A 26,046-nucleotide genomic window follows, 5' to 3' on the forward strand; every position below is an offset into this window, starting at 1 on the left:
GATGTCGCGACTCGGCAGTCTCGGCGCCCGGCTCTACCGCGGCGAGGTCGGTTACGACTTCATCGGCAAGCGCAAGATCTGGTACGGCATCTCGATCCTGATCACCATCACGGCCGTCGTCGCCCTGGCGGTCAGCCATCTCAACATGGGGATCGAGTTCAAGGGCGGCGCGGTCTTCACCACCCCGTCGACCAGTGCCACGGTTGCCCAGGCGGAGGAGTCCGCGGTTTCCGCCTCCGGCCACCAGGCGATCGTCCAGAAGCTCGGCAACGGCAAGCTGCGTATTCAGATCGCCGAGGTCGACCTGGCGAAGTCCGACGCGATCAAGGCGGAGCTCGCCAAGGACCTCAAGGTCCCCGAGGAGAAGATCAACGCCGACCTGGTCGGCCCCAGCTGGGGTGAGCAGATCGCCAACAAGGCCTGGACCGGCCTCGGCGTCTTCATGATCCTCGTGGTGATCTACCTGGCCATCGCGTTCGAGTGGCGCATGGCCATCGCGGCCCTGGTCGCGCTGATCCACGACATCACGATCACGGTCGGGGTCTACGCCCTGGTCGGCTTCGAGGTCACCCCGGGTACCGTGATCGGTCTGCTGACCATCCTCGGTTACTCCCTGTACGACACGGTCGTCGTCTTCGACAGCCTCAAGGAGGGCACGAAGGGGATCACCAAGCAGACCCGCTGGACGTACAGCGAGATCGCCAACCGCTCGATCAACGGCACGCTGGTCCGCTCCATCAACACCACTGTCGTGGCGCTGTTGCCGGTCGCCGGTCTGCTGTTCATCGGTGGCGGTGTCCTCGGCGCCGGCATGCTGAACGACATCTCGCTGTCCTTGTTCGTCGGCCTCGCCGCCGGCGCGTACTCCTCGATCTTCATCGCCACCCCGCTGGTCGCCGACCTCAAGGAACGCGACCCGCAGATGAAGGCCCTGAAGAAGCGGATCCTCGCCAAGCGCGCGGCAGCCGCAGCCAAGGGCGAGTCCGCCGAGGACGAGCAGCCGTACGAGGACGACGTCGTCGGGGACCCCGCCCCCGCCGCCGCGGTCGTCGGTCAGCGCCAGCAGCCCCCCCGGGGCCATGGCCGGACCTCGGGGAATCGTCGATGACCAGCACCACTGAGAGCACCAGGGAACTGCTGCTCAGCCGTATCCGTGACGTGGCGGACTATCCGAAGCCGGGCGTGATGTTCAAGGACATCACCCCGCTGCTCGCGGACCCGGTCGCGTTCACGGCCCTCACCGACGCCCTCGCGGAGCTGTGCGTACGGCACGGCGCCACGAAGGTCGTCGGTCTGGAGGCGCGCGGCTTCATCCTGGCCGCGCCGGTCGCGGTCCGGGCCGGGCTCGGCTTCGTACCCGTCCGCAAGGCGGGGAAGTTGCCCGGTGCCACGCTCAGCCAGGCGTACGAGCTGGAGTACGGCACCGCGGAGATCGAGATACACGCGGAGGACCTCACGGCCGAGGACCAGATCATGGTCATCGACGACGTCCTTGCCACCGGCGGCACCGCCGAGGCATCGCTGCAGCTGATCCGACGGGCCGGCGCCCGGGTCGCCGGTGTCGCGGTCCTCATGGAGCTCGGCTTCCTCGACGGCCGGGCCCGTCTGGAGTCCGGTCTGGCCGGTGCTCCGCTGGAGGCGCTCATCCGCGTCTGAGACAGTCACGCATGCATCGGGTGCCCGGAACAATGTCCGGGCACCCGATGGCGCGTCTGCGGTATTCGCACCCACGTTCCAAGGAGCCGGGCCGGGCCCCGCCTCACGCATCGCGCCGCTCCTCAGCCCCTGCGGCACTTCGGACATCGGCACACCGGCACACACAGGACGGGCACCGGGAACAGCCGGGTGCCCGTCCGGCGTTGTGAGGGTCCCACGGTCCCCGGGGGAGGTCGGGCCGCAGTCTCGATACGATGGCCTTTCCGGGAGTCCGGATCCGCACGAGGAGCGCTCTTGCCAGACGAGGCCCAGCCAGTCGCCGCCCCGCAGCCCGACAAGCCCGCGGCGGTCCCAGCCACGCCCGGGAAGAAGCAGCCCGCGGCGAAGGACAAGCCGAAGCCCCCGGCTCCCGAACCGGCGAGCAGTGCCTCGCGGACTCCCCCCAAGGCGAACGGGGCCGCGTCGGCGTCCCCTGCCCAGCCGGCCCCCGTCTTTCCGCCTCCGGTCACCCCGAAGCCCCCGGCCAAGCCCGCCGCCAAGCCCGTGGCCCCGGTCGGCCCGGCCCGCTCCAGCGGCTCCTCCAACCGGGTACGGGCCAGGCTCGCCCGGCTCGGCGTGCAGCGCTCCAGCCCGTACAACCCGGTCCTCGAACCGCTCCTGCGGGCGGTCCGCAGCAACGACCCCAAGATCGAGACGTCCACGCTGCGCCAGATCGAGCGCGCCTACCAGGTCGCCGAGCGCTGGCACCGCGGTCAGAAGCGCAAGAGCGGCGACCCGTACATCACGCATCCGCTCGCCGTCACGACGATCCTCGCCGAGCTCGGCATGGACCCGGCGACGCTGATGGCCGGTCTGCTGCACGACACGGTCGAGGACACTGAGTACGGCCTGGACACCCTGCGCCGGGACTTCGGCGACCAGGTCGCCCTGCTCGTCGACGGCGTCACCAAGCTGGACAAGGTGAAGTTCGGCGAGGCGGCGCAGGCCGAGACCGTACGCAAGATGGTCGTCGCCATGGCCAAGGACCCCAGGGTCCTCGTCATCAAGCTCGCCGACCGGCTGCACAACATGCGCACCATGCGCTACCTCAAGCGGGAGAAGCAGGAGAAGAAGGCCCGCGAGACGCTTGAGATCTACGCGCCCCTGGCCCACCGCCTGGGCATGAACACCATCAAGTGGGAGCTTGAGGACCTCGCGTTCGCGATCCTCTACCCCAAGATGTACGACGAGATCGTCCGCCTCGTCGCCGAGCGGGCCCCCAAGCGCGACGAATACCTCGCCATAGTGACCGACGAGGTCCAGGCCGACCTGCGCGCAGCCCGGATCAAGGCCACCGTCACTGGACGGCCGAAGCACTACTACAGCGTCTACCAGAAGATGATCGTGCGAGGCCGGGACTTCGCCGAGATCTACGACCTGGTGGGCATCCGCGTCCTCGTCGACACCGTCCGTGACTGCTACGCGGCGCTCGGCACCGTGCACGCGCGATGGAATCCGGTCCCCGGCCGGTTCAAGGACTACATCGCGATGCCCAAGTTCAACATGTACCAGTCACTGCACACCACGGTGATCGGTCCCAGCGGCAAGCCCGTCGAGCTGCAGATCCGTACGTTCGACATGCACCGCCGCGCCGAGTACGGCATCGCCGCGCACTGGAAGTACAAGCAGGAGGCCGTCGCCGGCGCCTCCAAGATCCGCACGGACGTACCCAAGCACACCGGCCGCGGCCAGGACACCGTCAACGACATGGCGTGGCTGCGCCAGCTCCTCGACTGGCAGAAGGAGACCGAGGACCCCAGCGAGTTCCTCGAGTCCCTGCGCTTCGACCTCTCCCGCAACGAGGTCTTCGTCTTCACGCCCAAGGGCGACGTCATAGCGCTCCCCGCGGGCGCGACCCCGGTCGACTTCGCCTACGCCGTGCATACGGAGGTCGGCCACCGGACCATAGGGGCACGCGTCAACGGGCGGCTCGTACCGCTCGAATCCACCCTCGACAACGGCGACCTCGTGGAGGTCTTCACCTCCAAGGCGGCCGGCGCCGGACCGTCCCGGGACTGGCTGGGCTTCGTCAAGTCGCCGCGTGCCCGGAACAAGATCCGCGCCTGGTTCTCCAAGGAACGCCGGGACGAGGCGATCGAGCAGGGCAAGGACGCCATCGCGCGCGCCATGCGCAAGCAGAACCTGCCGATCCAGCGGATCCTGACCGGCGACTCGCTCGTCACCCTGGCCCACGAAATGCGCTATCCGGACATCTCGTCCCTGTACGCGGCGATCGGCGAGGGCCATGTCGCGGCCGCGGGTGTCGTGCAGAAGCTGGTCCAGGCGCTCGGCGGCGAGGACGCGGCCAACGAGGACCTGGCGGAGAGCGCGCCGCCCTCGCGCAGTCGCGGCAAGCGCCGCTCCAACGCCGATCCGGGTGTAGTCGTCAGGGGCGTCGAGGACGTCTGGGTCAAACTGGCCCGCTGCTGCACGCCCGTCCCCGGCGACCCGATCATCGGCTTCGTCACCCGTGGCAGCGGCGTCTCCGTACACCGGGCCGACTGCGTCAACGTGGACTCGCTGTCCCAGCAGCCGGAGCGGATCCTGGAGGTCGAATGGGCGCCGACCCAGTCCTCGGTCTTCCTGGTCGCCATCCAGGTCGAGGCCCTCGACCGGTCGCGGCTGCTCTCGGACGTCACTCGCGTCCTGTCCGACCAGCACGTGAACATCCTGTCGGCGGCCGTCCAGACCTCACGGGACCGGGTGGCCACCTCGCGGTTCACTTTCGAGATGGGTGACCCGAAGCACCTCGGACACGTGCTGAAGGCCGTACGGGGCGTGGAGGGCGTCTACGACGTCTACCGCGTGACCTCGGCCCGCAGGCCCTGACCCCGACCGCCCCGGCAGCCTCCGCCCGACCGGGCGGGGGCTGTGGTGCGTCGTCGCACCGGCGGCCGGCTCCCCGATGAACTCGGCGGCGCTGCGGACACCGTCGTCCGTCGCCGATGCCGGCCCTCCGCCGAAACGCCGAAGGGCCCTCCGTCGCCGACGGAGGGCCCTTCGGGCTGTCTGACCAGCGGTCAGCCGCCGAACTCCTCCAGGCCCTTCAGCGCCTGGTCCAGCAGGGCCTGACGGCCCTCCAGTTCACGGGCCAGCTTGTCGGCGCGGGCGTTGTTGCCCGCGGCGCGCGCCGTGTCGATCTGCGTACGCAGCTTGTCGACGGCTGCCTGCAGCTGCCCGGTCAGACCCGCGGCGCGCGCACGCGCCTCCGGGTTCGTCCGGCGCCACTCCGACTCCTCGGCCTCCTGGAGCGCCCGCTCCACCGCCTGCATCCGCCCCTCGACCTTCGGGCGGGCGTCGCGCGGCACGTGGCCGATGGCCTCCCAGCGCTCGTTGAGGGCACGGAACGCGGCCCTGGCCGCCTTCAGGTCCTTCACCGGCACCAGCTTCTCGGCCTCGACCGCGAGCTCCTCCTTCAGCTTGAGGTTCTCGCCCTGCTCCGCGTCCCGCTCGGCGAAGACCTCGCTGCGGGCGGCGAAGAAGACGTCCTGCGCACCGCGGAAACGGTTCCACAGATCGTCCTCGGCCTCGCGCTGGGCGCGGCCCGCCGCCTTCCACTCCGTCATCAGGTCGCGGTAACGCGCGGCCGTCGTTCCCCAGTCCGTGGAACCGGAGAGCGCCTCGGCCTCGACGACCAGCTTCTCCTTGGCCTTGCGGGCCTCCTCGCGCTGGGCGTCCAGCGAGGCGAAGTGCGCCTTGCGGCGTTTGGAGAACGCCGAGCGCGCGTGCGAGAAGCGGTGCCACAGCTCGTCGTCCGACTTGCGGTCGAGCCGCGGCAGGCCCTTCCACGTGTCGACGAGTGCCCGCAGCCGCTCGCCTGCGGAGCGCCACTGCTCGCTCTGCGCCAGCTCCTCGGCCTCGGCGACCAGCGCCTCCTTGGCGTGCTTCGCCTCGTCGGTCTGCTTCGCCTTCTGGGCCTTGCGCTCCTCGCGACGGGAGTCGACCGTCGCGACCAGCGCGTCGAGCCGCCTCCGGAGCGCGTCGAGGTCGCCGACGGCGTGATGCTCGTCGACCTGCTGACGCAGATGCTCGATGGCGGTCGTCGCGTCCTTCGCCGACAGGTCGGTGGTCTTCACCCGCCGTTCGAGGAGGCCGATCTCGACCACGATGCCCTCGTACTTGCGCTCGAAGTAAGCCAGAGCCTCCTCGGGAGAACCGGCCTGCCACGATCCGACGACCTGCTCGCCATCGGCTGTACGCACGTACACGGTGCCTGTCTCGTCGACACGGCCCCACGGGTCGCTGCTCACAGCGCCTCCTCCACCTGATGCCTGTGAGAGGGTTTGTCCCCCCGGCATCGTCCACAGTTTCCTGGGGCGGGCCGCGCCCGCCCTGCACAACGCCAATCTAGGCGACCGGCCGCCCGGCTGTCCGCACTCCGCGCGGCCGAAATTCTTCGGCTCGCACACCGAGGGCCGGGCCGGCGCCGCCGGTCAGGCCCTCGGTGTCCGATCAGACCTTGTCGACGGTCGCCTTGGAGATGGTGACGGCCTTCTTCGGAGCACCGTCGGCAGCACCGCCGGCGACACCCGCGGTCCCGACGTTCTGCACGGCCTTCAGCGAGGCGGCGTCCATCGTGCCGAACGGCGTGTAGGTCGGCGGCAGCTTGCTGTCCTTGTACACCAGGAAGAACTGGCTGCCGCCGGTGTGCGGCTGTCCGGTGTTGGCCATCGCCACCGTGCCCGCGGGGAACGTCACCGTGCCGTCCTTGCCCGCCTTGCCCAGCGCGGTCAGGTTCTCGTCCGGGATCGTGTAGCCGGGGCCGCCCGTGCCGTCGCCCTTCGGGTCACCGCACTGCAGGACGAAGATGCCCTGTGTGGTCAGCCGGTGACACTTCGTGCCGTCGAAGAAGCCCTTGTCGGCGAGGGACTTGAACGAGTTCGTCGTGTGCGGGGTCTTCGCCGCGTCCATCGTGAACGCGATGTCGCCCTGGCTCGTCTTGAGCGAGAACGTGTACTTCGCCTTCTTGTCGATCTTCATCGCCGGCTCGGGCGCACTGCTCTCGCTCGCCGAGGGCGACGCGGACGGGCTCGCGCTCGCCGCCGTGTCGCTCTTCTTGTCCTTGTCGTCGTTGCCGACGGAGACGTACGCGGCAGCCCCGACGACCGCCACCACGGCCAGCGCCGATGTGATGACGACGGTGAGCCGCCTCGTCCTCCGGCGGGCCTCCTCCCGGCGCTGCTGCTGCCGCTCGAACTTCTCCCTGGCGAGCTGCCGCCGCCGCTGATCGCTGCTGACCACCGGGTGATCTCCTTGTACGTCGTCTGATCGGGCCTGGGTTGCCCGTACCGTATATGGGTTAGCTGTGGAATGAGGAGCGCCGGTAGGCTCTGAACTGCTGCGACCCCCTCGGTCGCGGTCACCGCAGCCCTCCGTCGGACGACCATTAAGGACGATCGTGCTCATTGCCGGGTTCCCCGCCGGGGCCTGGGGGACCAATTGCTACCTGGTCGCCCCTGCCGCAGGCGAGGAGTGCGTGATCATCGACCCGGGCCACCAGGCCACGCAAGGAGTCGAGGAGACGCTGAAGAAGCATCGGCTGAAGCCCGTCGCCGTCGTGCTCACCCATGGCCACATCGACCATGTTGCTTCCGTCGTCCCGGTGTGCGGCGCGCATGACGTCCCTGCCTGGATCCATCCCCAGGACCGGTACATGATGAGCGACCCGGAGAAGGCCCTCGGCCGCTCCATCGGGATGCCGCTCGTGGGCGAGCTGACGGTGGGGGAGCCGGACGACGTCAAGGAGCTGAGCGACGGTGCCCTCCTGAAGCTGGCCGGTCTGGAGTTCGGTGTCGCGCATGCGCCCGGCCATACCAAGGGGTCGGTGACGTTCAGGATGCCCGAGGCCGCGGATGTTCCGCAGGTGCTCTTCTCGGGCGACCTGCTCTTCGCCGGCTCCGTCGGACGCACCGACCTGCCCGGCGGCGACCACGCCGAGCTGCTCGAGTCGCTGGCCCGTGTGTGCCTGCCGCTCGACGACTCGACCGTGGTGCTGTCCGGCCACGGCCCCCAGACGACCATCGGCCGCGAGCGCGCAACGAACCCGTATCTGCACGGCATGGACGCGCCCCGACGAGGAATGTGACGAGAGACAGACTGTGAGCACGTTCAAAGCCCCCAAGGGCACGTACGACCTGACCCCGCCCGACTCCGCGAAGTATCTGGCGGTGCGCGAGGCGATCTCCGCACCCCTGAAGAACTCCGGCTACGGCTACATCGAGACGCCCGGTTTCGAGGACGTCGCGCTCTTCTCGCGCGGTGTCGGTGAGTCCACCGACATCGTGTCCAAGGAGATGTACACCCTCACCACCAAGGGCGGCTCCGAGCTCGCGCTGCGCCCCGAGGGCACCGCGTCCGTGCTGCGCGCCGCACTGGAGGCCAACCTCCACAAGCTCGGCAACCTGCCGGTCAAGCTCTGGTACTCCGGCTCGTACTACCGCTACGAGCGCCCGCAGAAGGGCCGCTACCGGCACTTCTCGCAGGTCGGCGCCGAGGCGATCGGTGCGGAGGACCCGGCCCTGGACGCCGAACTGATCATCCTGGCCGACCAGGCCTACCGCTCCCTGGGCCTGCGGAACTTCCGGATCCTGCTGAACTCGCTGGGCGACAAGGAGTGCCGCCCCGTCTACCGGGACGCCCTTCAGGGCTTCCTGCGCGAGCTGGACCTGGACGACGACACCCGCCGCCGCATCGAGCTCAACCCGCTGCGGGTCCTCGACGACAAGCGCCCCGAGGTGCAGAAGCAGCTGGTCGGCGCCCCGGTGCTGCGCGACTACCTGTGCGACGCGTGCAAGGCGTACCACGAGGAGGTCCGCGACCTGCTGACCGCCGCCGGTGTCGCGTACGAGGACGACGAGAAGCTCGTCCGCGGCCTCGACTACTACACCCGCACCACCTTCGAGTTCGTCCACGACGGACTCGGCTCGCAGTCCGCGGTGGGCGGCGGCGGCCGCTACGACGGCCTGTCCGAGATGATCGGCGGCCCGGCGCTTCCGTCGGTCGGCTGGGCGCTCGGTGTGGACCGTACGGTGCTCGCGCTGGAGGCGGAGGGCATCGAGCTTGAACTGCCCGCGTCCACCAGCGTCTTCGCGGTGCCGCTCGGCGAGGAGGCCCGCAGGGTGCTGTTCGCCAAGGTGACGGAGCTTCGCAAGCTGGGCGTGGCCGCCGACTTCGCGTTCGGCAGCCGCGGTCTCAAGGGGGCGATGAAGAGCGCCAACCGGTCCGGTGCGCGCCTGACCGTTGTTGCCGGTGAGCGCGATCTCGCCGACGGCGTGGTTCAGCTCAAGGACATGGAGTCGGGCGAGCAGCAGCCGGTCGCGCTCGACGCGCTGGTCGCCGAGATCCAGCAGAAACTGGCCTGATCCACCGATTCCTCTGTGCCCGCTCGGTCCGCCGGGCGGGCACAGAGCGTGGTGATCGCGCCGAGTGTCCCGTCCGGGCGGCGCCGCCGACCGCCGGAGAACGCCTTGATCCGGGTGTCCGCATACCGCTCCAGACCCACCATCGCGAAGACGTCCGTGGCGTCGCGCGGCTGCGGGCAGGAGCGGGCGACGTGCGCCACGGCCTCCCGTACCGTCAACTCGACGGGTGCCGATTCATCCCGCCGGACGACCCCGATCCGGGAACGCCGGCGACGGTCGGCGGACGCGAGCACCGAGACCGTTCCCGCGTCGCGGCTGCGCTGCCCCTGGAGGAGCTCCACCGCGGTGCTCTGGGCGGATTCCCAGGTCGGGGCCGTCCGGTGCGGTCGCTTCGCCACAGCGCTTGCGCAGACCGTGTACGGCCACGGTGAATTCGGTCATGGCGCGGAGCGTCTCGCGGAGCCGTGAGTTCCGTGCCGCCGTCCGTACATCTTTATGTCCACCGAACGGTTGACCAGAGCGGTGGTGCGGCACAATGACCATGCTCAGTAGGCCACTCACTGATGGAACGGCGATATGACGACTGCAGCGGTTGACCAACCCTCATCCGACCAGGACGAGGACGGCGGGAAGACGACCTTCGGCGGCAGTCGCGCGTTCGCACTGCTGCTGGTGATCGCAGGCGCTGCCGGGCTCCTCGCCGCCTGGGTCATCACGATCGACAAGTTCAAGCTGCTCGAAGACCCCTCCTTCACCCCGGGCTGCAGCCTCAACCCCGTGGTCTCGTGCGGCAACATCATGAAGAGCGATCAGGCGTCCGCCTTCGGGTTCCCGAATCCGATGCTCGGACTCGCCACGTACTCGGTGGTCATCGGCATCGGCATGGCGCTGCTCGCCGGGGCCCGGTTCCGCGGCTGGTACTGGCTCGGACTCAATGCGGGCACCCTGTTCGGAGTCGGCTTCTGCACCTGGCTGCAGTACCAGTCGCTCTACCACATCAACTCGCTCTGCCTGTGGTGCTGCCTGGCGTGGGTCGCCACGATCTTCCTGTTCTGCTACGTCACCACGCACAACATCAAGCACCGGATCCTTCCCGCGCCGAACTGGCTGCGCAACGGACTGACGGAGTTCCACTGGGTTCCGCCGGTCGTCTGGGTCGGCATCATCGGCATGCTGATCCTGACCCGCTGGTGGGACTTCTGGACCAGCTGAACCGGCAGCTCCCGGGCGGGGACCGGCCCGGCGGCGCTGTCGGCGCCGTGACATAGGCTTCAAACCGTGGAGCCCGACCTCTTTACCGCAGCCGCCGAAGACCGCCAGGAGAAGGACCCGTCCAGCAGCCCACTCGCTGTCCGGATGCGTCCCCGGACGCTCGATGAGGTCGTCGGCCAGCAGCATCTGCTGAAGCCGGGCTCGCCGCTGCGCCGCCTCGTCGGCGAGGGGAGCGGCGGGCCGGCCGGCCCGTCGTCGGTGATCCTCTGGGGTCCGCCCGGCATCGGCAAGACGACCTTGGCGTACGTGGTCAGCAAGGCCACCAACAAGCGTTTCGTCGAGCTCTCCGCGATCACCGCGGGGGTCAAGGAAGTGCGGGCCGTCATCGAGGGCGCCCGCCGGGCCACCGGCGGCTATGGCAAGGAGACCGTTCTCTTCCTCGACGAGATCCACCGCTTCTCCAAGGCCCAGCAGGACTCCCTGCTCCCCGCCGTGGAGAACCGCTGGGTGACGCTCATCGCCGCGACGACCGAGAACCCGTACTTCTCGATCATTTCGCCGCTGCTGTCGCGCTCGCTGCTCCTTACCCTGGAATCGCTCACCGACGAGGATCTGCGCGCTCTCATGCGCCGCGCCCTGACCGACGAGCGCGGACTCGGCGGCGCGGTCACCCTGCCCGAGGACGCGGAGGCGCATCTGCTGCGGATCGCCGGGGGAGACGCGCGGCGCGCGCTGACGGCGCTGGAGGCAGCGGCCGGCGCGGCGCTCGCCATGCAGGAGAAGGAGATCACTCTCCAGACCGTCGAGGCGACCGTCGACCGGGCAGCGGTGAAGTACGACCGGGACGGCGACCAGCACTACGACGTGGCGAGCGCCCTCATCAAGTCGATCCGTGGCTCCGACGTGGATGCAGCGCTGCACTATCTGGCCCGGATGATCGAGGCGGGGGAGGACCCCCGGTTCATCGCCCGGCGGCTGATGATCTCCGCCAGCGAGGACATCGGCCTCGCCGATCCGACAGCCCTCCCCACGGCGGTCGCTGCCGCCCAGGCCGTGGCCTTGATCGGTTTTCCGGAGGCGGCGCTCACCCTCAGCCATGCCACGATCGCGCTGGCGCTCGCCCCCAAGTCCAACGCGGCGACGCTCGCGATCTTCGCGGCCCAGGAGGACGTACGGAAGGGGCTGGCCGGTCCGGTCCCGGCCCATCTGCGCGACGGCCACTACAAGGGCGCCGCCGCGCTCGGGCACGCACAGGGCTACGTCTATCCGCATGATGTCCCCGGCGGGATCGCCGCCCAGCAGTACGCTCCCGATGCCGTCCGGGACAGGCACTACTACCGGCCCACGCGGTACGGGGCGGAGGCGCGGTACGCGGACGTGGTGGACCGGGTCCGCGAGCGGCTCGGCCGCGGCGGCTCCGACGGCGGGGCGGACGCCTGAGGCGCACGCTCAGTGCGCCGCCGCCTCGAACAGCGTGTGCATAGGCCGGTGCGGCCCGACCATGTCAGGCACCGGTTCGGGGAAGTCGAAGCGGGCGTCGAAGCACCGCCCGTCCGCCTCGCGGAACCGCACCCGCAGCCCGAAGCGGTCGAGCGCGACCGGGACGACGGAGGGCGTGTGCGACGCGCAGCGTCCGTCCGCTCGTCCAGCAGCCCGCACAGCATGTTCAGCCGTGCGCCGTGCGCCGCGTGCAGATGCTGCAGCAGTTCCGCCCAGTGGGCGACGAGCGAGTCCGCGGTGGACGTCACGGAACTTCGCCGACTCGACGCCCTGCGGGCCCCACAGATCGTCGACGGACGCCTCACCCGTCGCCAGCCGCAGCATCATCCGGCCCGGCCATCCCGGGTACGCGCGGGCGCCCGGCCGCGGATGCGGTGCGGCACCGATGCCGGCGCGACGTTCGTGATCTCCAGCACAGCGGTCAACTCGTCGTCCTGGCGTGTGCCGCGGCCCGTACGGCCGGGGAATCGGCAGGGAGTTCGAGGAGCAGATCCCCTTCGGGGCCCACGCTCCGGTCCGGGGGGATCAGCTGGTCGAAGCCCGCAGTACTCATCCCGGGGATGAGCAGTACCGCCGAACAGGTACTCTGTACGAGAGTTCGTGTGCGCTCGGCTGCTGACGGCATCCGAGTGATTTCAAGCCCGCTGGGACGCGGCTGACCACGATCTGATCGGTCCTCCGTCGTATCGACGCCCTCGGTGGCGTCGACGCTGTCTGTGTTGTCCGTGACGTGTGTGTGGTGTTCCCAGGGCGAGACATGCGATCTCCTTGAGTAAGGTGAGCCTAACCTAACCCACAACGGAGGTCTGGAGAACGTGCCTAACCAGTCGCGTCCCAAGGTCAAGAAGTCCCGTGCGCTCGGCATTGCCCTGACGCCGAAGGCCGTCAAGTACTTCGAGTCCCGCCCCTACCCGCCGGGCGAGCACGGCCGTGGCCGCAAGCAGAACTCGGACTACAAGGTCCGTCTGCTCGAGAAGCAGCGTCTGCGTGCCCAGTACGACATCAGCGAGCGCCAGATGGCGCGCGCGTACGACCGCGCCAAGAAGGCCGAGGGCAAGACGGGCGAGGCGCTCGTCGTCGAGCTCGAGCGCCGTCTCGACGCGCTGGTCCTGCGTTCGGGCATCGCCCGCACGATCTACCAGGCCCGTCAGATGGTCGTGCACGGCCACATCGAGGTCGACGGCCGCAAGGTCGACAAGCCGTCGTTCCGCGTCCGTCCCGACAACATCGTGATGGTCCGCGAGCGCAGCCGCGACAAGCACCCCTTCCAGGTGGCCCGCGAGGGTGGTTACGCCCCCGACGGCGAGACCCCGCGCTACCTGCAGGTGAACCTGAAGGCCCTGGCCTTCCGCCTTGACCGGGACCCGAACCGCAAGGAGATCCCGGTGATCTGCGACGAGCAGCTCGTCGTCGAGTACTACGCCCGCTGATCCAGGCGTAGCCGCTCTCACCAGCGCTCAGGCCCGCCCCTCCCCGATGTCGGGGAGGCGGCGGGCTTCCGCGTTCTGCCGACCGGCGCGGGCACGGGTCCCGGCCGCCGCCTCCACGGGCCTGCCCGCCAGCGCTCTGGTCACCGCGCCGCAACCGGCGCCCGGCGCAGCAACTCCTGCACGAGTCCGGCACAGGTGTCGACGAGATGCTCGAAGCCGTTGAACACCGGGAGGAATTGGCGCTCGGCGAGATGTTCGAGGAGGGTCGTGCGGGGCGACCTCCTGGTGTGCTCGGCGAGTCCCAGTGCGTCGACCACCGCATGTTCCAGCAGCTCCGGGTGGGAGAGGGGCGCTGAGAGCGTCGTATGAAACACGCAGAGTACTGACGCGGAAGCTCTCCGTGCAATCTCCTTTGCGCAACTGCGGCCCGCTCACCAGGAATGCGGTAGGGGGCGTGGCCCCCGGCGCGATAGGGTCGGGAGACGACGATTCGACAAGCCAGAGAGCGGTGCATTGTGTCCGGTGGAGAGGTGGCCGGGATCCTGGTGGCCGTCTTCTGGGCGATCCTGGTCTCGTTCCTCGCCGTCGTCCTGGTGAGGCTGGCCCAGACGCTCAGGGCGACCACCAAACTCGTGGCGGACGTGACCGAGCAGGCCGTTCCGCTGCTCGCCGACGCGTCCGCGACCGTGCGCTCCGCGCAGACGCAGCTCGACAAGGTCGACGCGATCGCGACGGACGTCCAGGAGGTCACCTCCAACGCCTCGGCGCTCTCCACGACTGTCGCATCGACCTTCGGCGGGCCGCTGGTCAAGGTCGCCGCCTTCGGTTACGGAGTACGGCAGGCCATCGGCCGCCGGACCGCTCCGGAAGCCGAGCCGGCCCGCCGGGCGTCCCGACGCACGGTGATCGTCGGCCGCACGGTGCCGTCCGCGCGAGCCAAGAAGCAGGGCGGCAGAAGTTCCCGCGGATCGAAGGACTGACGCAGCGATGTTCCGCCGTACGTTCTGGTTCACCGCCGGCGCAGCCGCCGGCGTCTGGGCCACCACCAAGGTCAACCGGAAGCTCAGGCAGCTGACCCCCGAGAGCCTCGCGGCGCGCGCCGCCGACAGGGCGATCGAGAGCGGTCACAAGCTCAAGGGCTTCGCCCTCGACGTCCGCGACGGCATGGCCCGGCGCGAGGCCGAACTGGGCGAGGCGCTGGGCCTTGAGGCGCCGGTCAACCCCGAACTCCCCCTGCAGCGTCACTTCGCGGTCGAGGCGGCCGAGCCCGCCCGGGCCGCCGACGCCACCGCTTACCGCAAGCTCCCCTACAACTCGTACAACCGGAATGAGGACCACTGATGGAGTCGGCTGAAATTCGTCGCCGCTGGCTGAGCTTCTTCGAGGAGCGCGGGCACACCGTCGTGCCTTCGGCGTCGCTCATCGCGGACGACCCGACTCTGCTGTTGGTCCCCGCGGGCATGGTCCCCTTCAAGCCGTACTTCCTCGGCGAGGTCAAGCCGCCTGCCCAGCGCGTCACCAGCGTGCAGAAGTGTGTGCGTACGCCGGACATCGAAGAGGTCGGCAAGACCACCCGGCACGGCACCTTCTTCCAGATGTGCGGCAACTTCTCCTTCGGCGACTACTTCAAGGAAGGCGCCATCAGCTACGCCTGGGAGGCTCTCACCAGCTCCGTGGCGGACGGCGGCTTCGGTCTCGACCCCGAGCGGCTGTGGATCACGGTCTATCTCGACGACGACGAGGCCGAGCAGATCTGGCGCGACAAGATCGGCGTCCCCGCCGAGCGCATTCAGCGCCTGGGCAAGAAGGACAACTTCTGGTCCATGGGCGTCCCCGGCCCGTGCGGCCCCTGCTCCGAGATCAATTACGACCGCGGTCCCGAGTTCGGCGTCGAGGGTGGCCCGGCCGTCAACGACGAGCGGTACGTGGAGATCTGGAACCTGGTCTTCATGCAGTACGAGCGGGGCGCGGGCGACGGCAAGGAGGACTTCCCGATCCTCGGCGACCTGCCGTCGAAGAACATCGACACCGGCCTCGGCCTCGAGCGCCTCGCGATGATCCTGCAGGACGTGCAGAACCTGTATGAGATCGACACCTCGATGGCCGTCATCGAGAAGGCCACCGAGCTGACCGGGGTGCGCTACGGCGACAACCACACCTCGGACGTCTCCCTCCGGGTCGTCACCGACCACATGCGTACGTCCGTCATGCTCATCGGCGACGGCGTCACGCCCGGCAATGAGGGCCGCGGTTACGTGCTGCGCCGCATTATGCGCCGCGCCGTTCGCAACATGCGCCTCCTCGGCGCCACCGGCCCGGTCGTCGCTGAGCTCGTCGACACGGTCATCGCGTCGATGGGCCAGCAGTACCCGGAGCTGATCGCCGACCGCAAGCGCATCGAGACCGTCGCCCTCGCTGAAGAGGCCGCCTTCCTGAAGGCCCTCAAGGGCGGCACCAACATCCTCGACACCGCCGTCACCGAGACCAAGGCCGCCGGCGGCAAGGTCCTCGCCGGCGACAAGGCGTTCCTGCTCCACGACACCTGGGGCTTCCCGATCGACCTCACCCTGGAGATGGCCGCCGAGCAGGGCCTCGCCGTGGACGAGGACGGCTTCCGCCGCCTGATGAAGGAACAGCGGGACCGCGCCAAGGCCGACGCCAAGGCCAAGAAGACCGGCCACGCCGACCTGTCCGCCTACCGCGAGGTGGCCGACAACTCCGGCACCACCGAGTTCACCGGGTACACGTCAACCGAGGGCGAGTCGACCATCGTCGGCCTCCTCGTCGACGGTGTGCCCTCGCCCGCCGCCACGGAGGGCGACGACGTCGAGGTCGTCCTCGACCGCACCCCGTTCTACGCCGAGGGCGGTGGCCAGCTCGCCGACCAGGGCCGGATCCGGCTCGACACCGGCGCCGTCATCCAGGTGCGCGACGTCCAGCAGCCCGTCCCGGGCGTCTCCGTCCACAAGGGCACGGTCCAGGTCGGTGAGGTGACGGTCGGCGCCTCCGCTTACGCCGCCATCGACAACACCCGTCGCCGCGCCATCGCCCGCGCCCACAGCGCCACGCACCTCACGCACCAGGCGCTGCGCGACGCACTGGGCCCGACGGCCGCCCAGGCCGGTTCGGAGAACTCGCCGGGCCGCTTCCGCTTCGACTTCGGTTCGCCCGCCGCCGTCCCCGGCACGGTCCTCACCGACGTCGAGCAGAAGATCAACGAGGTCCTCTCGCGGGAGCTCGACGTCCAGGCCGAAGTCATGTCCATCGACGAGGCCAAGAAGCAGGGCGCCATCGCCGAGTTCGGCGAGAAGTACGGCGAGCGGGTCCGCGTGGTCACCATCGGTGACTTCTCCAAGGAGCTGTGCGGCGGTACGCACGTTCACAACACCGCGCAGCTGGGTCTGGTGAAGCTGCTCGGTGAATCGTCCATCGGTTCCGGTGTGCGCCGCATCGAGGCCCTCGTGGGCGTCGACGCGTACAACTTCCTCGCCAAGGAGCACACGGTCGTCGCCCAGCTCCAGGAGCTGGTCAAGGGCCGCCCCGAGGAGCTTCCGGAGAAGGTCTCCGCCATGCTCGGCAAGCTGAAGGACGCCGAGAAGGAGATCGAGAAGTTCCGCGCGGAGAAGGTCCTGCAGGCCGCCGCCGGGCTCGTCGAGTCCGCCAAGGACGTTCGCGGTGTCGCCGTCGTCACCGGTCAGGTACCGGACGGCACCTCGGCCGACGACCTGCGCAAGCTGGTCCTCGACGTCCGCGGGCGCATCCAGGGCGGCCGCGCTGCCGTCGTGGCCCTGTTCACCACGGCCAATGGCCGCCCGCTGACAGTCATCGCCACCAACGAGGCCGCCCGCGAGCGCGGACTCAAGGCCGGTGACCTGGTCCGCACGGCCGCCAAGACCCTCGGCGGCGGAGGCGGCGGCAAGCCGGACGTCGCCCAGGGTGGCGGCCAGAACCCGGCCGCCATCGGCGAGGCCATCGCCGCGGTCGAACGCCTCGTCACCGAGACGGCGTGACGGCGGGAGTGACGCAGATGCGCCGCGGACGTCGTCTCGCGATCGACGTCGGGGACGCCCGGATCGGGGTCGCCTCGTGCGACCCCGACGGGATCCTCGCCACGCCGGTGGAGACCGTGCCGGGTCGTGACGTCCCGGCCGCCCACCGGCGGCTGGGACAGATCGTCGAGGAATACGAGCCGATCGAGATCATCATCGGCCTGCCGAGGTCTCTGGGCGGCGGTGAAGGGCCCGCGGCGGCCAAGGTCCGGCTCTTCGCCCAGGAGGTTGCCCGCTCGGCCGCACCCATTCCAGTGCGATTGGTCGACGAGAGGATGACCACAGTGACGGCGAGTCAAGGACTGCGCGCCTCGGGCGTGAAGTCCAAGAAGGGCCGGTCTGTCATCGATCAGGCTGCCGCTGTGGTGATCCTCCAGAACGCTCTGGAGTCGGAACGAGCCTCAGGTAAAGCTCCGGGCGAGGGCGTCGAAGTGGTTGTCTGATCGCGATACGGTAACGTTCCGCGCGATGCGGCGGTGTTCGAACAAACACCGCACAGCAAAGAGGCGGAACGTCGTCTCGCGGCTCTAGGGGATCGATGACTGAGTATGGCCGGGGCCCCGGCTCCGAACCGTGGCGTCCCGAGGATCCCTTGTACGGGGACCAGGGATGGGGAGGCCAGCAGGCTGCCCACGGCCAGAGCCAGTACGGTGGTCCGCAGGGTCCCTACGCCCAGCAGCCGCCGCAGCAGCCGTACCCGCAGCACCAGCAGTACGGCGCCCCGCAGGACCCGTACGCGCAGCAGCCGCAGCAGCCGCCGCAGCACGGCCCGTACGCGCAGCAGCCACAGCAGCACGGTCCGTATGCGCAGCAGCCACAGCAGCCGCAGCAGCCGCAGCAGCATGACCCGTATGCGCAGCAGCCACAGCAGCCGCCGCAGCACGGCCCGTACGCGCAGCAGCCGCAGCACGACCCGTACGCGCAGCAGGCCCCCCAGCCGCAGTACAACGGCGGCTGGGACACCGGCCAGCAGGCCGCGATGCCGTACGGCACCCCTCCGAACGATCCGTACGGGAACGGAACGAACGGCTACGGCGAATCGCACGACAACTACGGCACGCCCGATGCGTACCCGCCGCCGCAGCCCCCGGGCCGACGCGAGGCCGCGCCTGAACAGGCCCCGCCGCAGAACCCCGACTGGGACCCGGACGTGCCCCAGGAGGAGACGCACCCCTTCTTCACGGGCACCGACGACGACCGTGACGGCCGGGACCCCCGTGACGACGATGACGAGTACGACGACGATCCGCGCGACGGTCGCAGGGGCGGCCGAGGCGGCGGCGAACGCCGCGGCAAGGGCAAGAAGAAGAACCGCAGCGGTTGCGCCTGCCTCGTCGTCGCCGTGGTCCTCGCCGGAGGTGTCGGCGGGGCGGGCTACGTCGGCTACACGTACTGGCAGAACAAATTCGGCGCGGCACCCGACTACTCGGGCCAGGGCTCCGGCAGCGTCGAGGTGGAGATCCCGGAGGGCGCCCTCGGCAACGAGATCGGCAGCATCCTGAAGGCGAAGGGCGTCGTCAAGAGCGTCGACGCGTTCATCGCCGCGCAGGCCGAGAACCCCAAGGGGAAGTCGATCCAGGCGGGGGTCTATCTCCTGCACAAGGAGATGTCCGCGGCCGAGGCCGTGAAGATGATGCTCGACCCGAAGAGCCAGAACGTGCTGACAGTCCCGGAGGGCCGGCGCAACGCCGACGTCTACGCGCTGATCGACAAGAAGCTCGGTCTCAAGGCAGGCACCACCGGCGATGTCGCCAAGAAACAAGCGGGCAGCCTCGGGCTCCCGCAATGGGCCAAGAACCACCCGGAACTCAAGGACCCACTGGAGGGCTTCCTCTACCCCGCGACCTATCCGGCTACCAAGGGGATGAAGCCGGAGGCCGTCCTTAAGCAGATGGTCACCCGGGCCAACGAGGAATACAACAAGGTCGACCTCGAGGCGAGCGCCAGGAAGCTGGGCCTCAAGGACCCCTGGCAGCTGATGACGGTCGCGAGCCTCGTTCAGGCCGAGGGCAAGTACAAGCGTGACTTCGACAAGGTCGCGCGGGTCGTCTACAACCGTCTCAAGCCGAACAACGTCGAGACGAATGGTTTCCTGGACTTCGACTCGACCGTGAACTATGCGAAGAAACAGAGCACCCTGGACCTCGGTACGGTGAAGAATCTGCGCCAGTGGAAGGAGCCGTACAACACGTATTACATCCACGGCCTGCCACCTGGGCCGATCAACAACCCCGGTAGTGCCGCTCTGCACTCCGCCATGAACCCGACGCCCGGACCGTGGTTCTATTTCGTGTCGGTGACGGAGGACAAAACCCTGTTCTCCGTGACCAACGCCGAGCACAACAAGAACGTGGCCAAATACGAGGCAGAACGGAAGAAGTCGGGCCAGTGACCCACGCGCACAGGGCAGCCGTCCTCGGCTCGCCGATCGCCCACTCGCTCTCTCCGGTCCTGCACCGGGCCGCGTACGCCGAGTTCGGTCTCACCGACTGGACCTACGACCGGTTCGAGATCGACGAGCACGCGCTTCCCGGCTTCATCGAGGGCCTGGACTCTTCCTGGGCCGGACTCTCGCTGACCATGCCGCTGAAGCGCGTGATCATCCCGCTGCTGGACTCCGTCAGCGAGACCGCCTCCTCGGTCGAGGCCGTCAACACCGTCGTCTTCACGCGGGACGGCCGTCGCGTCGGCGACAACACCGACATCCCCGGCATGATCGCCGCCCTGCGCGAACGCGGCGTGGACAAGGTGGAGTCCGCCGCGGTCCTCGGTGCCGGAGCCACCGCGTCCTCCGCGCTCGCCGCGCTCGCGGTGATCTGCACAGGGGCGGTCACGGCCTACGTGCGCAGCCAGGAGCGCGGGGACGAGATGCGCGGCTGGGGCGAACGGCTCGGTGTCGACGTGAGGATCTCCGACTGGGCGGAAGCGAAGCAGGCACTGCACGCCCCCCTGGTGATCGCGACCACGCCGGCCGGGGCGACGGACGCGCTGGCCGGTGCGGTACCGGACGCACCCGGCACGCTCTTCGATGTGCTGTACGAGCCCTGGCCCACCGCACTCGCTGCCGCCTGGGCAGCTCGTAACGGTGCAGTCGTCGGAGGTCTCGACCTTCTGGTGCACCAGGCCGTCCTCCAGGTCGAGCAGATGACGGGCCGCTCGCCCGCCCCGCTCGCAGCCATGCGGAAGGCCGGCGAAGAGGCGCTCGCCGCCCGCTGACCACACCGATCGCGCGCCGCGATCCGTCCGTCTGCTGGACCGGCGGCCGGTTGGGGGGCCCGGGCGTGGGAGGATCGAAGGCGGCGGGCCAGGGCCGCGCACCCGGTCGCGCCGTTGCAGTTCCAGGCGCGAGCATGAGGAGCACCGTTGAGCAGGTTGCGCTGGCTGACCGCGGGGGAGTCGCACGGCCCCGCACTGGTGGCGACGCTGGAGGGTCTTCCCGCCGGCGTCCCGATCACCACGGAGATGGTGGCGGACGCACTCGCCCGGCGGCGGCTCGGCTATGGCCGCGGCGCACGGATGAAGTTCGAGAAGGACGAGGTCACTTTCCTGGGTGGAGTACGCCACGGTCTGACCATGGGGTCCCCGGTCGCCGTGATGGTGGGCAACACCGAATGGCCCAAGTGGGAGCAGGTCATGTCGGCCGACCCGGTCAACCCCGACGAGCTCGCCACCCTGGCCCGTAACGCCCCGCTGACCCGCCCCCGGCCCGGCCACGCCGACCTCGCGGGCATGCAGAAGTACGGCTTCGACGAGGCCCGGCCGATCCTGGAGCGCGCCAGCGCCCGGGAGACCGCGGCCCGGGTGGCGCTCGGCGCCGTCGCGCGCTCGTACCTCAAGGAGACCGCGGGCATCGAGATCGTCAGCCACGTCGTCGAGCTGGCCGCGGCCAAGGCGCCGTACGGCGTCTACCCCACGCCTGCCGACGTCGAGAAGCTCGACGCCGACCCGGTGCGCTGCCTCGACGCCGCCGCGAGCAAGGACATGGTCGCCGAGATCGACCAGGCCCACAAGGACGGCGACACCCTGGGCGGTGTCGTCGAGGTGCTCGCGTACGGAGTGCCGGTCGGCCTCGGCTCGCACGTGCACTGGGACCGCCGCCTCGACGCGCGCCTCGCCGCCGCGCTGATGGGCATTCAGGCGATCAAGGGTGTCGAGGTCGGCGACGGCTTCGACCTGGCACGGGTTCCCGGCTCGAAGGCGCACGACGAGATCCTGGTCACCGAGGACGGCATCAAGCGCGCCTCCGGCCGCTCCGGCGGTACCGAGGGCGGTCTGACCACCGGCGAGCTGCTCCGGGTCCGTGCCGCGATGAAGCCCATCGCCACCGTGCCGCGCGCGCTCGCCACCGTCGACGTCGTCACCGGTGAACCGGCCAAGGCACACCACCAGCGCTCCGATGTCTGCGCGGTGCCGGCCGCCGGTATCGTCGCCGAGGCGATGGTCGCGCTGGTCCTGGCCGACGCCGTGGCGGAGAAGTTCGGCGGGGACAGCGTCCCCGAGACCCGCCGCAACGTGCAGTCGTACCTCGACCACCTCCAGATCCGATGAGCGGCCCGCTGATCGTCCTCGTCGGCCCGATGGGCGTCGGCAAGTCCACGGTCGGTGAGCTGCTCGCCGACCGGCTCGGCACCACCTACCGGGACACCGACGCGGATGTCGTGGCCACGGCGGGCAAGCCGATCTCGGAGATCTTCTACGACGAGGGCGAGGAGTACTTCCGCGAGCTGGAGCGGCAGGCGGTACGCACCGCCGTCGCCGAGCACACCGGCGTCCTCGCGCTCGGCGGCGGCGCCGTGCTCGACGGGACGACCCGCGCCCTGCTCGCCGGCCACGCTGTCGTCTATCTCTCGATGGACGTGGAGGAGGCCGTCAGGCGGGTCGGGCTGAACGCCGCGCGCCCGCTGCTCGCCGTCAACCCGCGCCGGCAGTGGCGCGAGCTGATGGAGGCGCGCCGCCACCTCTACGACGAGGTGGCCCGGGCGACCGTGGCCACCGACGAGCGCACACCCGAAGAGGTCGCCCAGGCGGTCCTCGACGCACTGGAACTGCCGGAGCGCGCGGGCGACCCCGCGGGGCCCGGCCGGGAGAACACACGCATGACGGACCAGGGACCCACACGCATCCAGATCGCCGGGAGTGCGGGCACCGACCCGTACGAGGTGCTGGTCGGCCGGCAGCTGCTCGGTGAGCTGCCCTCGCTGATCGGCGACCGCGCCCGGCGGGTCGCGGTCCTGCACCCCGAGGCGCTCGCCGAGACCGGAGAGGCAGTCCGGCAGGACCTCGCCGACCAGGGGTACGAGGCCATCGCCATCCAGCTGCCGAACGCCGAGGAGGCCAAGACCGTCGAGGTCGCGGCGTACTGCTGGAAGGCGCTCGGCCAGACCGGATTCACCCGCACCGACGTCATCGTCGGCGTCGGCGGCGGCGCCACCACCGACGTGGCCGGTTTCGTCGCGGCGACGTGGCTGCGCGGGGTGCGCTGGATCGCCGTACCGACGACCGTGCTCGCCATGGTCGACGCGGCCGTCGGCGGCAAGACCGGCATCAACACCGCCGAGGGCAAGAACCTCGTCGGCGCCTTCCACCCGCCGGCCGGGGTGCTCTGCGACCTCGCCGCTCTCGACTCGCTGCCGGTGCACGACTACGTCAGCGGCATGGCCGAGATCATCAAGGCCGGTTTCATCGCCGACCCCGCGATCCTCGACCTGATCGAGTCGGACCCGGAAGGCGCCCGGACGCCCGCCGGTCCGCACACCGCCGAGCTGATCGAGCGCTCCATCCGGGTCAAGGCCGAGGTCGTCTCCAGCGACCTCAAGGAGTCCGGGCTGCGCGAAATCCTCAACTACGGGCACACCCTCGCCCACGCGATCGAGAAGAACGAGCGCTACAAGTGGCGCCACGGCGCGGCCGTCTCCGTCGGCATGGTCTTCGCCGCCGAGCTGGGCCGGCTGGCCGGACGCCTCGACGACGCCACCGCAGACCGGCACCGCACGGTACTGGAGTCCGTCGGACTGCCGCTCACCTACCGCGGCGACCAGTGGCCCAGGCTGCTGGAGAACATGAAGATCGACAAGAAGTCCCGCGGCGACCTGCTGCGCTTCATCGTCCTCGACGGCCTGGGCAAGCCCACCGTCCTGGAGGGACCCGACCCGGCGGTGCTGCTCGCCGCGTACGGGGAGGTGTCGGCGTGACCCGCCGGGTCTTCGTGCTCAACGGACCGAACCTCGGCCGACTCGGCTCCCGTGAGCCCGATGTGTACGGCGCGACGTCGTACGCCGGACTCGTCGAGACCTGCCGGACGCTCGGCAAGGAGCTCGGCTTCGACGTCGACGTCCGGGAGACCAACGACGAGGGCGAGTTGATCCGCTGGCTGCACGAGGCCGCAGACGGGTCGATTCCGGTCGTTCTCAACCCGGGAGCCTTCACCCATTACTCGTACGGAATGCGGGACGCGGCCGCTCAGCGCACCGCCCCGCTCATCGAAGTGCACATCTCGAACCCGTACGCACGGGAGGAATTCCGCCACACCTCGGTGGTCGCGCCGGTCGCCACGGGGACCGTCGCCGGCTTCGGTATCGGCTCCTACCGGCTCGCCCTGCGCGCCCTCGCCGACGAACTGACGGACTGAGACCGACCGGGGCCTCGGCCGGATCACCGGCCGCCGGGGCACTCCGTACCGTCCCCGACCGTTGCCTCTGCGGCGGCCGGGGACGGTACGGTTGCCGTTCCACCAGCGCCAGTTGCCTGTACGAGACGGAGTGGCACCGGATGCAGCACGCAGTGGGGGCCCCGCTGCCGCCGCCCCAAGGATCCGGAAACGGACCTGTCGGCTGGACGCACCAGGCCCAGCACCCCGGCCACCCCGGTCGGCCGGGGCCCCCGCCCCCGCCCCAGCCCGCGCCCCGGGGCGCCGGCTGGACGGGCCCCGCCCCGCACCACGCCCCGGCGCCCGTCTCCCGGGAGACCACCGGGCACATCCAGCTGCCGCCAGGCGGCCCCGTGCCGCTGCCCGCACCACCCGCCGATCCCGGCACGGGCACGGCGACGCTCGCCGTCCTCCTGATCGGCCCCGCGGGCGCGGGCAAGACGACCGTGGCCAAACTGTGGGCCAGCCGCCGCCGCGTTCCCACCGCCCACGTCAGCCTCGACGACGTCCGCGAATGGGTCCGCTCCGGCTTCGCCGACCCGCAGACCGGGTGGAACGACCACTCGGAGGCCCAGTACCGCCTGGCCCGCCGCACCTGCGGCTTCGCCGCCCGTAATTTCCTGGCCAACGGGATCTCCTGCATCCTCGACGACGCGGTCTTCCCCGACCGCCCCGTCGTGGGTTTGGGCGGCTGGAAGCGCCATGTGGGCCCGGGGCTTCTGCCCGTGGTGCTCCTGCCCGGCCTGGAGATCGTGCTGGAGCGCAACGCCGCCCGCAGTGGCAACCGCCGCCTGTCGGACGAGGAGGTTGCCCGGATCCACGGCCGGATGGCGGGCTGGTACGGCTCGGGGCTGCCGATCATCGACAACTCGACGTACGACGTGGAGACCACGGCCCGGGTCCTCGACGACGTACTCGCCCGCTCGATCGCCAGCCCGCCGGCCTGGTGACGACCGGCCGACCGCCCCCGGTCGGATGCGCTGACCGGGCGGCCCGCCGCCCCCGCTCGTAGGCTCGTGGCATGTCAGAGGTGTACGCCGTCCGCCGCGGGCTGCTCCGCGACCGGTGCGCCGCCGTCGGATCCGCGGCCGCCCTGGTCTCCCGCTCCGCCAACGTCCGCTATCTCGCGGGCGGAGCGCCCCCGGGTGCCGTGCTGCTGCTCGGCCCCGACGAGGACGTTCTGCTGTGCCCCCGCGCGCCGACCGGCGAGCCCGACTACGAGCACACCGACGACCAGCTGCGGCTGGCCCTGTTGTCGCCCTCCGGCGGCGACGACCCGGCGGTCGCCGCAGCCGACCTGGCCACCGCCTCCGGCGCGGAATCGCTCGCCGTCGAGGAACACGATCTGACGGTCTCCCGTCACCGGGCCATGGGCTCGGTGGCCCCGCGGCTCCGGCTGACCGATCTCGGCGCCACGGTCGAGCAGCTGCGCCTCGTCAAGGACGAGGAGGAGATCGCCTGCCTGCGGATCGCCGCCGAGATCACCGACCAGGCGCTCGGCGAACTTCTCGAATCGATTCTGGTCGGCCGCACCGAACGGCACCTCGCCCTGGAACTGGAACGGCGGCTGGTGGACCACGGCGCCGACGGTCCCGCCTTCGCCACCTCGGTCGCCACCGGACCCAACTCGGGTCAGGGCCGCCACCGGCCCTCGGACCGGCGTGTGGAGGAGGGAGATTTCCTCTCCGTCTGTCTCGGCGCGAACTATCGCGGCTACCGGTGCGAGATCGGCCGTACGTTTGTCATCGGGACCGCGCCCGCCGCCTGGCAGATCGATCTGTACGACCTGGTTTTCGCCGCTCAGCGGGCCGGACGTGAGGCTCTCGTGCCGGGCACGGCGTACCGTGATGTGGACCGCGCGGCCCGGCATCTCCTGGACTCCGCAGGCCACGGAGAGGGTCTCGCACCCTGGACCGGGCACGGTGTGGGACTCGAAATCGACGAGGACCCGCAGCTGACACCGGCGGCCATGGGTAAACTGGACGCTTGTGTGCCGGTCACCGTCGAACCGGGGGTCCACCTCCCGGGCCGGGGCGGGGTCCGGATCGATGACACGCTCGTCGTGCGCCCCGAGGCGGACGGCGGACCCGAGCTACTCACCATTACGACCAAGGAGCTGCTCGCGCTCTAGCGCGCATCCTTGGCCGTCCACC

22 protein-coding genes and 2 pseudogenes are annotated in these 26,046 nt (G+C 70.1%); 19 read left to right on the forward strand and 5 right to left on the reverse strand.

From position 1 onward, the window contains the following. The first annotated feature begins 1 nt into the window (after position 1). The 3 genes from secF to AB0N06_RS02715 all read left to right on the forward strand — a co-directional run bounded on the left by secF (position 2) and on the right by AB0N06_RS02715 (position 4,524). Positions 2 to 1,108, forward strand: a complete 1,107-nt coding sequence (gene secF / locus AB0N06_RS02705) for a protein translocase subunit SecF (protein WP_366132965.1) — start codon at positions 2 to 4, stop codon at positions 1,106 to 1,108. Then, the gene (locus tag AB0N06_RS02710) at positions 1,105 to 1,656 is read left to right on the forward strand and encodes an adenine phosphoribosyltransferase (protein ID WP_266987914.1); all 552 of its coding nucleotides are present in this window, start codon (positions 1,105 to 1,107) and stop codon (positions 1,654 to 1,656) included. Before secF ends, AB0N06_RS02710 begins: the two co-directional genes overlap by 4 nt. Before the next feature lie 294 nt (positions 1,657 to 1,950). Continuing rightward, on the forward strand, positions 1,951 to 4,524 hold the full coding sequence (locus AB0N06_RS02715; RefSeq protein WP_366132966.1) for a bifunctional (p)ppGpp synthetase/guanosine-3',5'-bis(diphosphate) 3'-pyrophosphohydrolase: 2,574 nt from the start codon (positions 1,951 to 1,953) through the stop codon (positions 4,522 to 4,524). Between the two features lie 191 nt (positions 4,525 to 4,715). Here AB0N06_RS02715 and AB0N06_RS02720 read toward each other — a convergent pair whose 3' ends face one another. After that, entirely contained in the window at positions 4,716 to 5,945 is a 1,230-nt protein-coding gene (locus AB0N06_RS02720; RefSeq protein ID WP_366132967.1) for a DUF349 domain-containing protein, read from the reverse strand. 202 nt (positions 5,946 to 6,147) lie between these two features. Beyond that, positions 6,148 to 6,936, reverse strand: a complete 789-nt coding sequence (locus tag AB0N06_RS02725; RefSeq protein ID WP_366132968.1) for a peptidylprolyl isomerase — start codon at positions 6,934 to 6,936, stop codon at positions 6,148 to 6,150. A 157-nt stretch (positions 6,937 to 7,093) separates the two neighbouring features. Here AB0N06_RS02725 and AB0N06_RS02730 point away from each other — a divergent pair, with 157 nt between their 5' ends. Together AB0N06_RS02730 and hisS are read left to right on the forward strand one after the other, a co-directional pair. Continuing rightward, on the forward strand, positions 7,094 to 7,780 hold the full coding sequence (locus tag AB0N06_RS02730; RefSeq protein WP_366132969.1) for an MBL fold metallo-hydrolase: 687 nt from the start codon (positions 7,094 to 7,096) through the stop codon (positions 7,778 to 7,780). 13 nt (positions 7,781 to 7,793) lie between these two features. After that, entirely contained in the window at positions 7,794 to 9,056 is a 1,263-nt protein-coding gene (hisS, locus tag AB0N06_RS02735) for a histidine--tRNA ligase (RefSeq protein ID WP_366132970.1), read from the forward strand. Here hisS and AB0N06_RS02740 read toward each other — a convergent pair. After that, complete coding sequence (locus tag AB0N06_RS02740) at positions 8,972 to 9,454, reverse strand: hypothetical protein (protein ID WP_366132971.1); 483 nt, start codon at positions 9,452 to 9,454, stop codon at positions 8,972 to 8,974. The two genes, hisS and AB0N06_RS02740, sit on opposite strands and share 85 nt — an antisense overlap. Positions 9,455 to 9,632: 178 nt before the next feature. On the opposite strand from AB0N06_RS02740, the gene AB0N06_RS02745 reads away from it, so the two are divergent. Together AB0N06_RS02745 and AB0N06_RS02750 are read left to right on the forward strand one after the other, a co-directional pair. Next, positions 9,633 to 10,268, forward strand: a complete 636-nt coding sequence (locus tag AB0N06_RS02745) for a vitamin K epoxide reductase family protein (protein WP_366132972.1) — start codon at positions 9,633 to 9,635, stop codon at positions 10,266 to 10,268. Between the two features lie 66 nt (positions 10,269 to 10,334). After that, complete coding sequence (locus tag AB0N06_RS02750; RefSeq protein WP_366132973.1) at positions 10,335 to 11,708, forward strand: replication-associated recombination protein A; 1,374 nt, start codon at positions 10,335 to 10,337, stop codon at positions 11,706 to 11,708. 9 nt (positions 11,709 to 11,717) lie between these two features. On the opposite strand, the pseudogene AB0N06_RS02755 reads toward AB0N06_RS02750, so the two are convergent. After that, positions 11,718 to 12,393, reverse strand: a pseudogene (locus AB0N06_RS02755) (DUF2470 domain-containing protein). Between the two features lie 190 nt (positions 12,394 to 12,583). Here AB0N06_RS02755 and rpsD point away from each other — a divergent pair. Continuing rightward, positions 12,584 to 13,198 carry a 30S ribosomal protein S4 gene (gene rpsD / locus AB0N06_RS02760; protein ID WP_358860756.1) on the forward strand — a complete coding sequence of 205 codons (615 nt, stop codon included), beginning with the start codon at positions 12,584 to 12,586 and terminating at the stop codon, positions 13,196 to 13,198. 155 nt (positions 13,199 to 13,353) lie between these two features. Here the strand turns inward: rpsD and AB0N06_RS02765 are convergent. Next, positions 13,354 to 13,539: pseudogene (locus tag AB0N06_RS02765) on the reverse strand (hypothetical protein); the annotation flags it as partial. Positions 13,540 to 13,728: 189 nt separating this feature from the next. Between AB0N06_RS02765 and AB0N06_RS02770 the strand changes: the two are divergent. From AB0N06_RS02770 to AB0N06_RS02820, 11 genes are all read left to right on the forward strand, one after another. Next, positions 13,729 to 14,178 (forward strand): DUF948 domain-containing protein, encoded by a 450-nt coding sequence (locus AB0N06_RS02770; protein ID WP_037695363.1) that lies wholly within the window; start codon positions 13,729 to 13,731, stop codon positions 14,176 to 14,178. A gap of 7 nt (positions 14,179 to 14,185) precedes the next feature. Continuing rightward, entirely contained in the window at positions 14,186 to 14,539 is a 354-nt protein-coding gene (locus AB0N06_RS02775) for a DUF6167 family protein (RefSeq protein WP_366132974.1), read from the forward strand. Then, positions 14,539 to 17,208 (forward strand): alanine--tRNA ligase, encoded by a 2,670-nt coding sequence (gene alaS / locus AB0N06_RS02780; RefSeq protein ID WP_366132976.1) that lies wholly within the window; start codon positions 14,539 to 14,541, stop codon positions 17,206 to 17,208. Before AB0N06_RS02775 ends, alaS begins: the two co-directional genes overlap by 1 nt. Then, a complete protein-coding gene (gene ruvX / locus AB0N06_RS02785) occupies positions 17,205 to 17,690 on the forward strand; it encodes a Holliday junction resolvase RuvX (RefSeq protein ID WP_063756060.1) in 486 nt (161 codons plus the stop codon). Before alaS ends, ruvX begins: the two co-directional genes overlap by 4 nt. Before the next feature lie 95 nt (positions 17,691 to 17,785). Then, positions 17,786 to 19,639: an endolytic transglycosylase MltG gene (gene mltG, locus AB0N06_RS02790; protein ID WP_366132977.1), complete on the forward strand. Its 1,854-nt coding sequence runs from the start codon at positions 17,786 to 17,788 to the stop codon at positions 19,637 to 19,639. Next, positions 19,636 to 20,463, forward strand: coding sequence for a shikimate dehydrogenase (locus tag AB0N06_RS02795; protein WP_366132978.1), 828 nt, complete (start codon positions 19,636 to 19,638; stop codon positions 20,461 to 20,463). Before mltG ends, AB0N06_RS02795 begins: the two co-directional genes overlap by 4 nt. Positions 20,464 to 20,610: 147 nt before the next feature. Next, entirely contained in the window at positions 20,611 to 21,795 is a 1,185-nt protein-coding gene (aroC, locus tag AB0N06_RS02800) for a chorismate synthase (RefSeq protein WP_366132979.1), read from the forward strand. After that, positions 21,792 to 23,438, forward strand: coding sequence for a 3-dehydroquinate synthase (gene aroB / locus AB0N06_RS02805; protein WP_366132980.1), 1,647 nt, complete (start codon positions 21,792 to 21,794; stop codon positions 23,436 to 23,438). Before aroC ends, aroB begins: the two co-directional genes overlap by 4 nt. Further along, the gene (aroQ, locus tag AB0N06_RS02810; RefSeq protein WP_266987952.1) at positions 23,435 to 23,875 is read left to right on the forward strand and encodes a type II 3-dehydroquinate dehydratase; all 441 of its coding nucleotides are present in this window, start codon (positions 23,435 to 23,437) and stop codon (positions 23,873 to 23,875) included. The genes aroB and aroQ overlap by 4 nt, the downstream gene beginning before the upstream one ends. 140 nt (positions 23,876 to 24,015) lie before the next feature. Beyond that, positions 24,016 to 24,843 (forward strand): Pro-rich N-terminal domain-containing protein, encoded by an 828-nt coding sequence (locus AB0N06_RS02815; protein WP_366132981.1) that lies wholly within the window; start codon positions 24,016 to 24,018, stop codon positions 24,841 to 24,843. 71 nt (positions 24,844 to 24,914) lie between these two features. Next, positions 24,915 to 26,024 carry a M24 family metallopeptidase gene (locus AB0N06_RS02820; RefSeq protein WP_366132982.1) on the forward strand — a complete coding sequence of 370 codons (1,110 nt, stop codon included), beginning with the start codon at positions 24,915 to 24,917 and terminating at the stop codon, positions 26,022 to 26,024. Positions 26,025 to 26,046: the final 22 nt, after the last annotated feature.

The sequence above is a fragment of the Streptomyces sp. NPDC051020 genome (assembly GCF_040683105.1).
GTDB lineage: Bacteria > Actinomycetota > Actinomycetes > Streptomycetales > Streptomycetaceae > Streptomyces.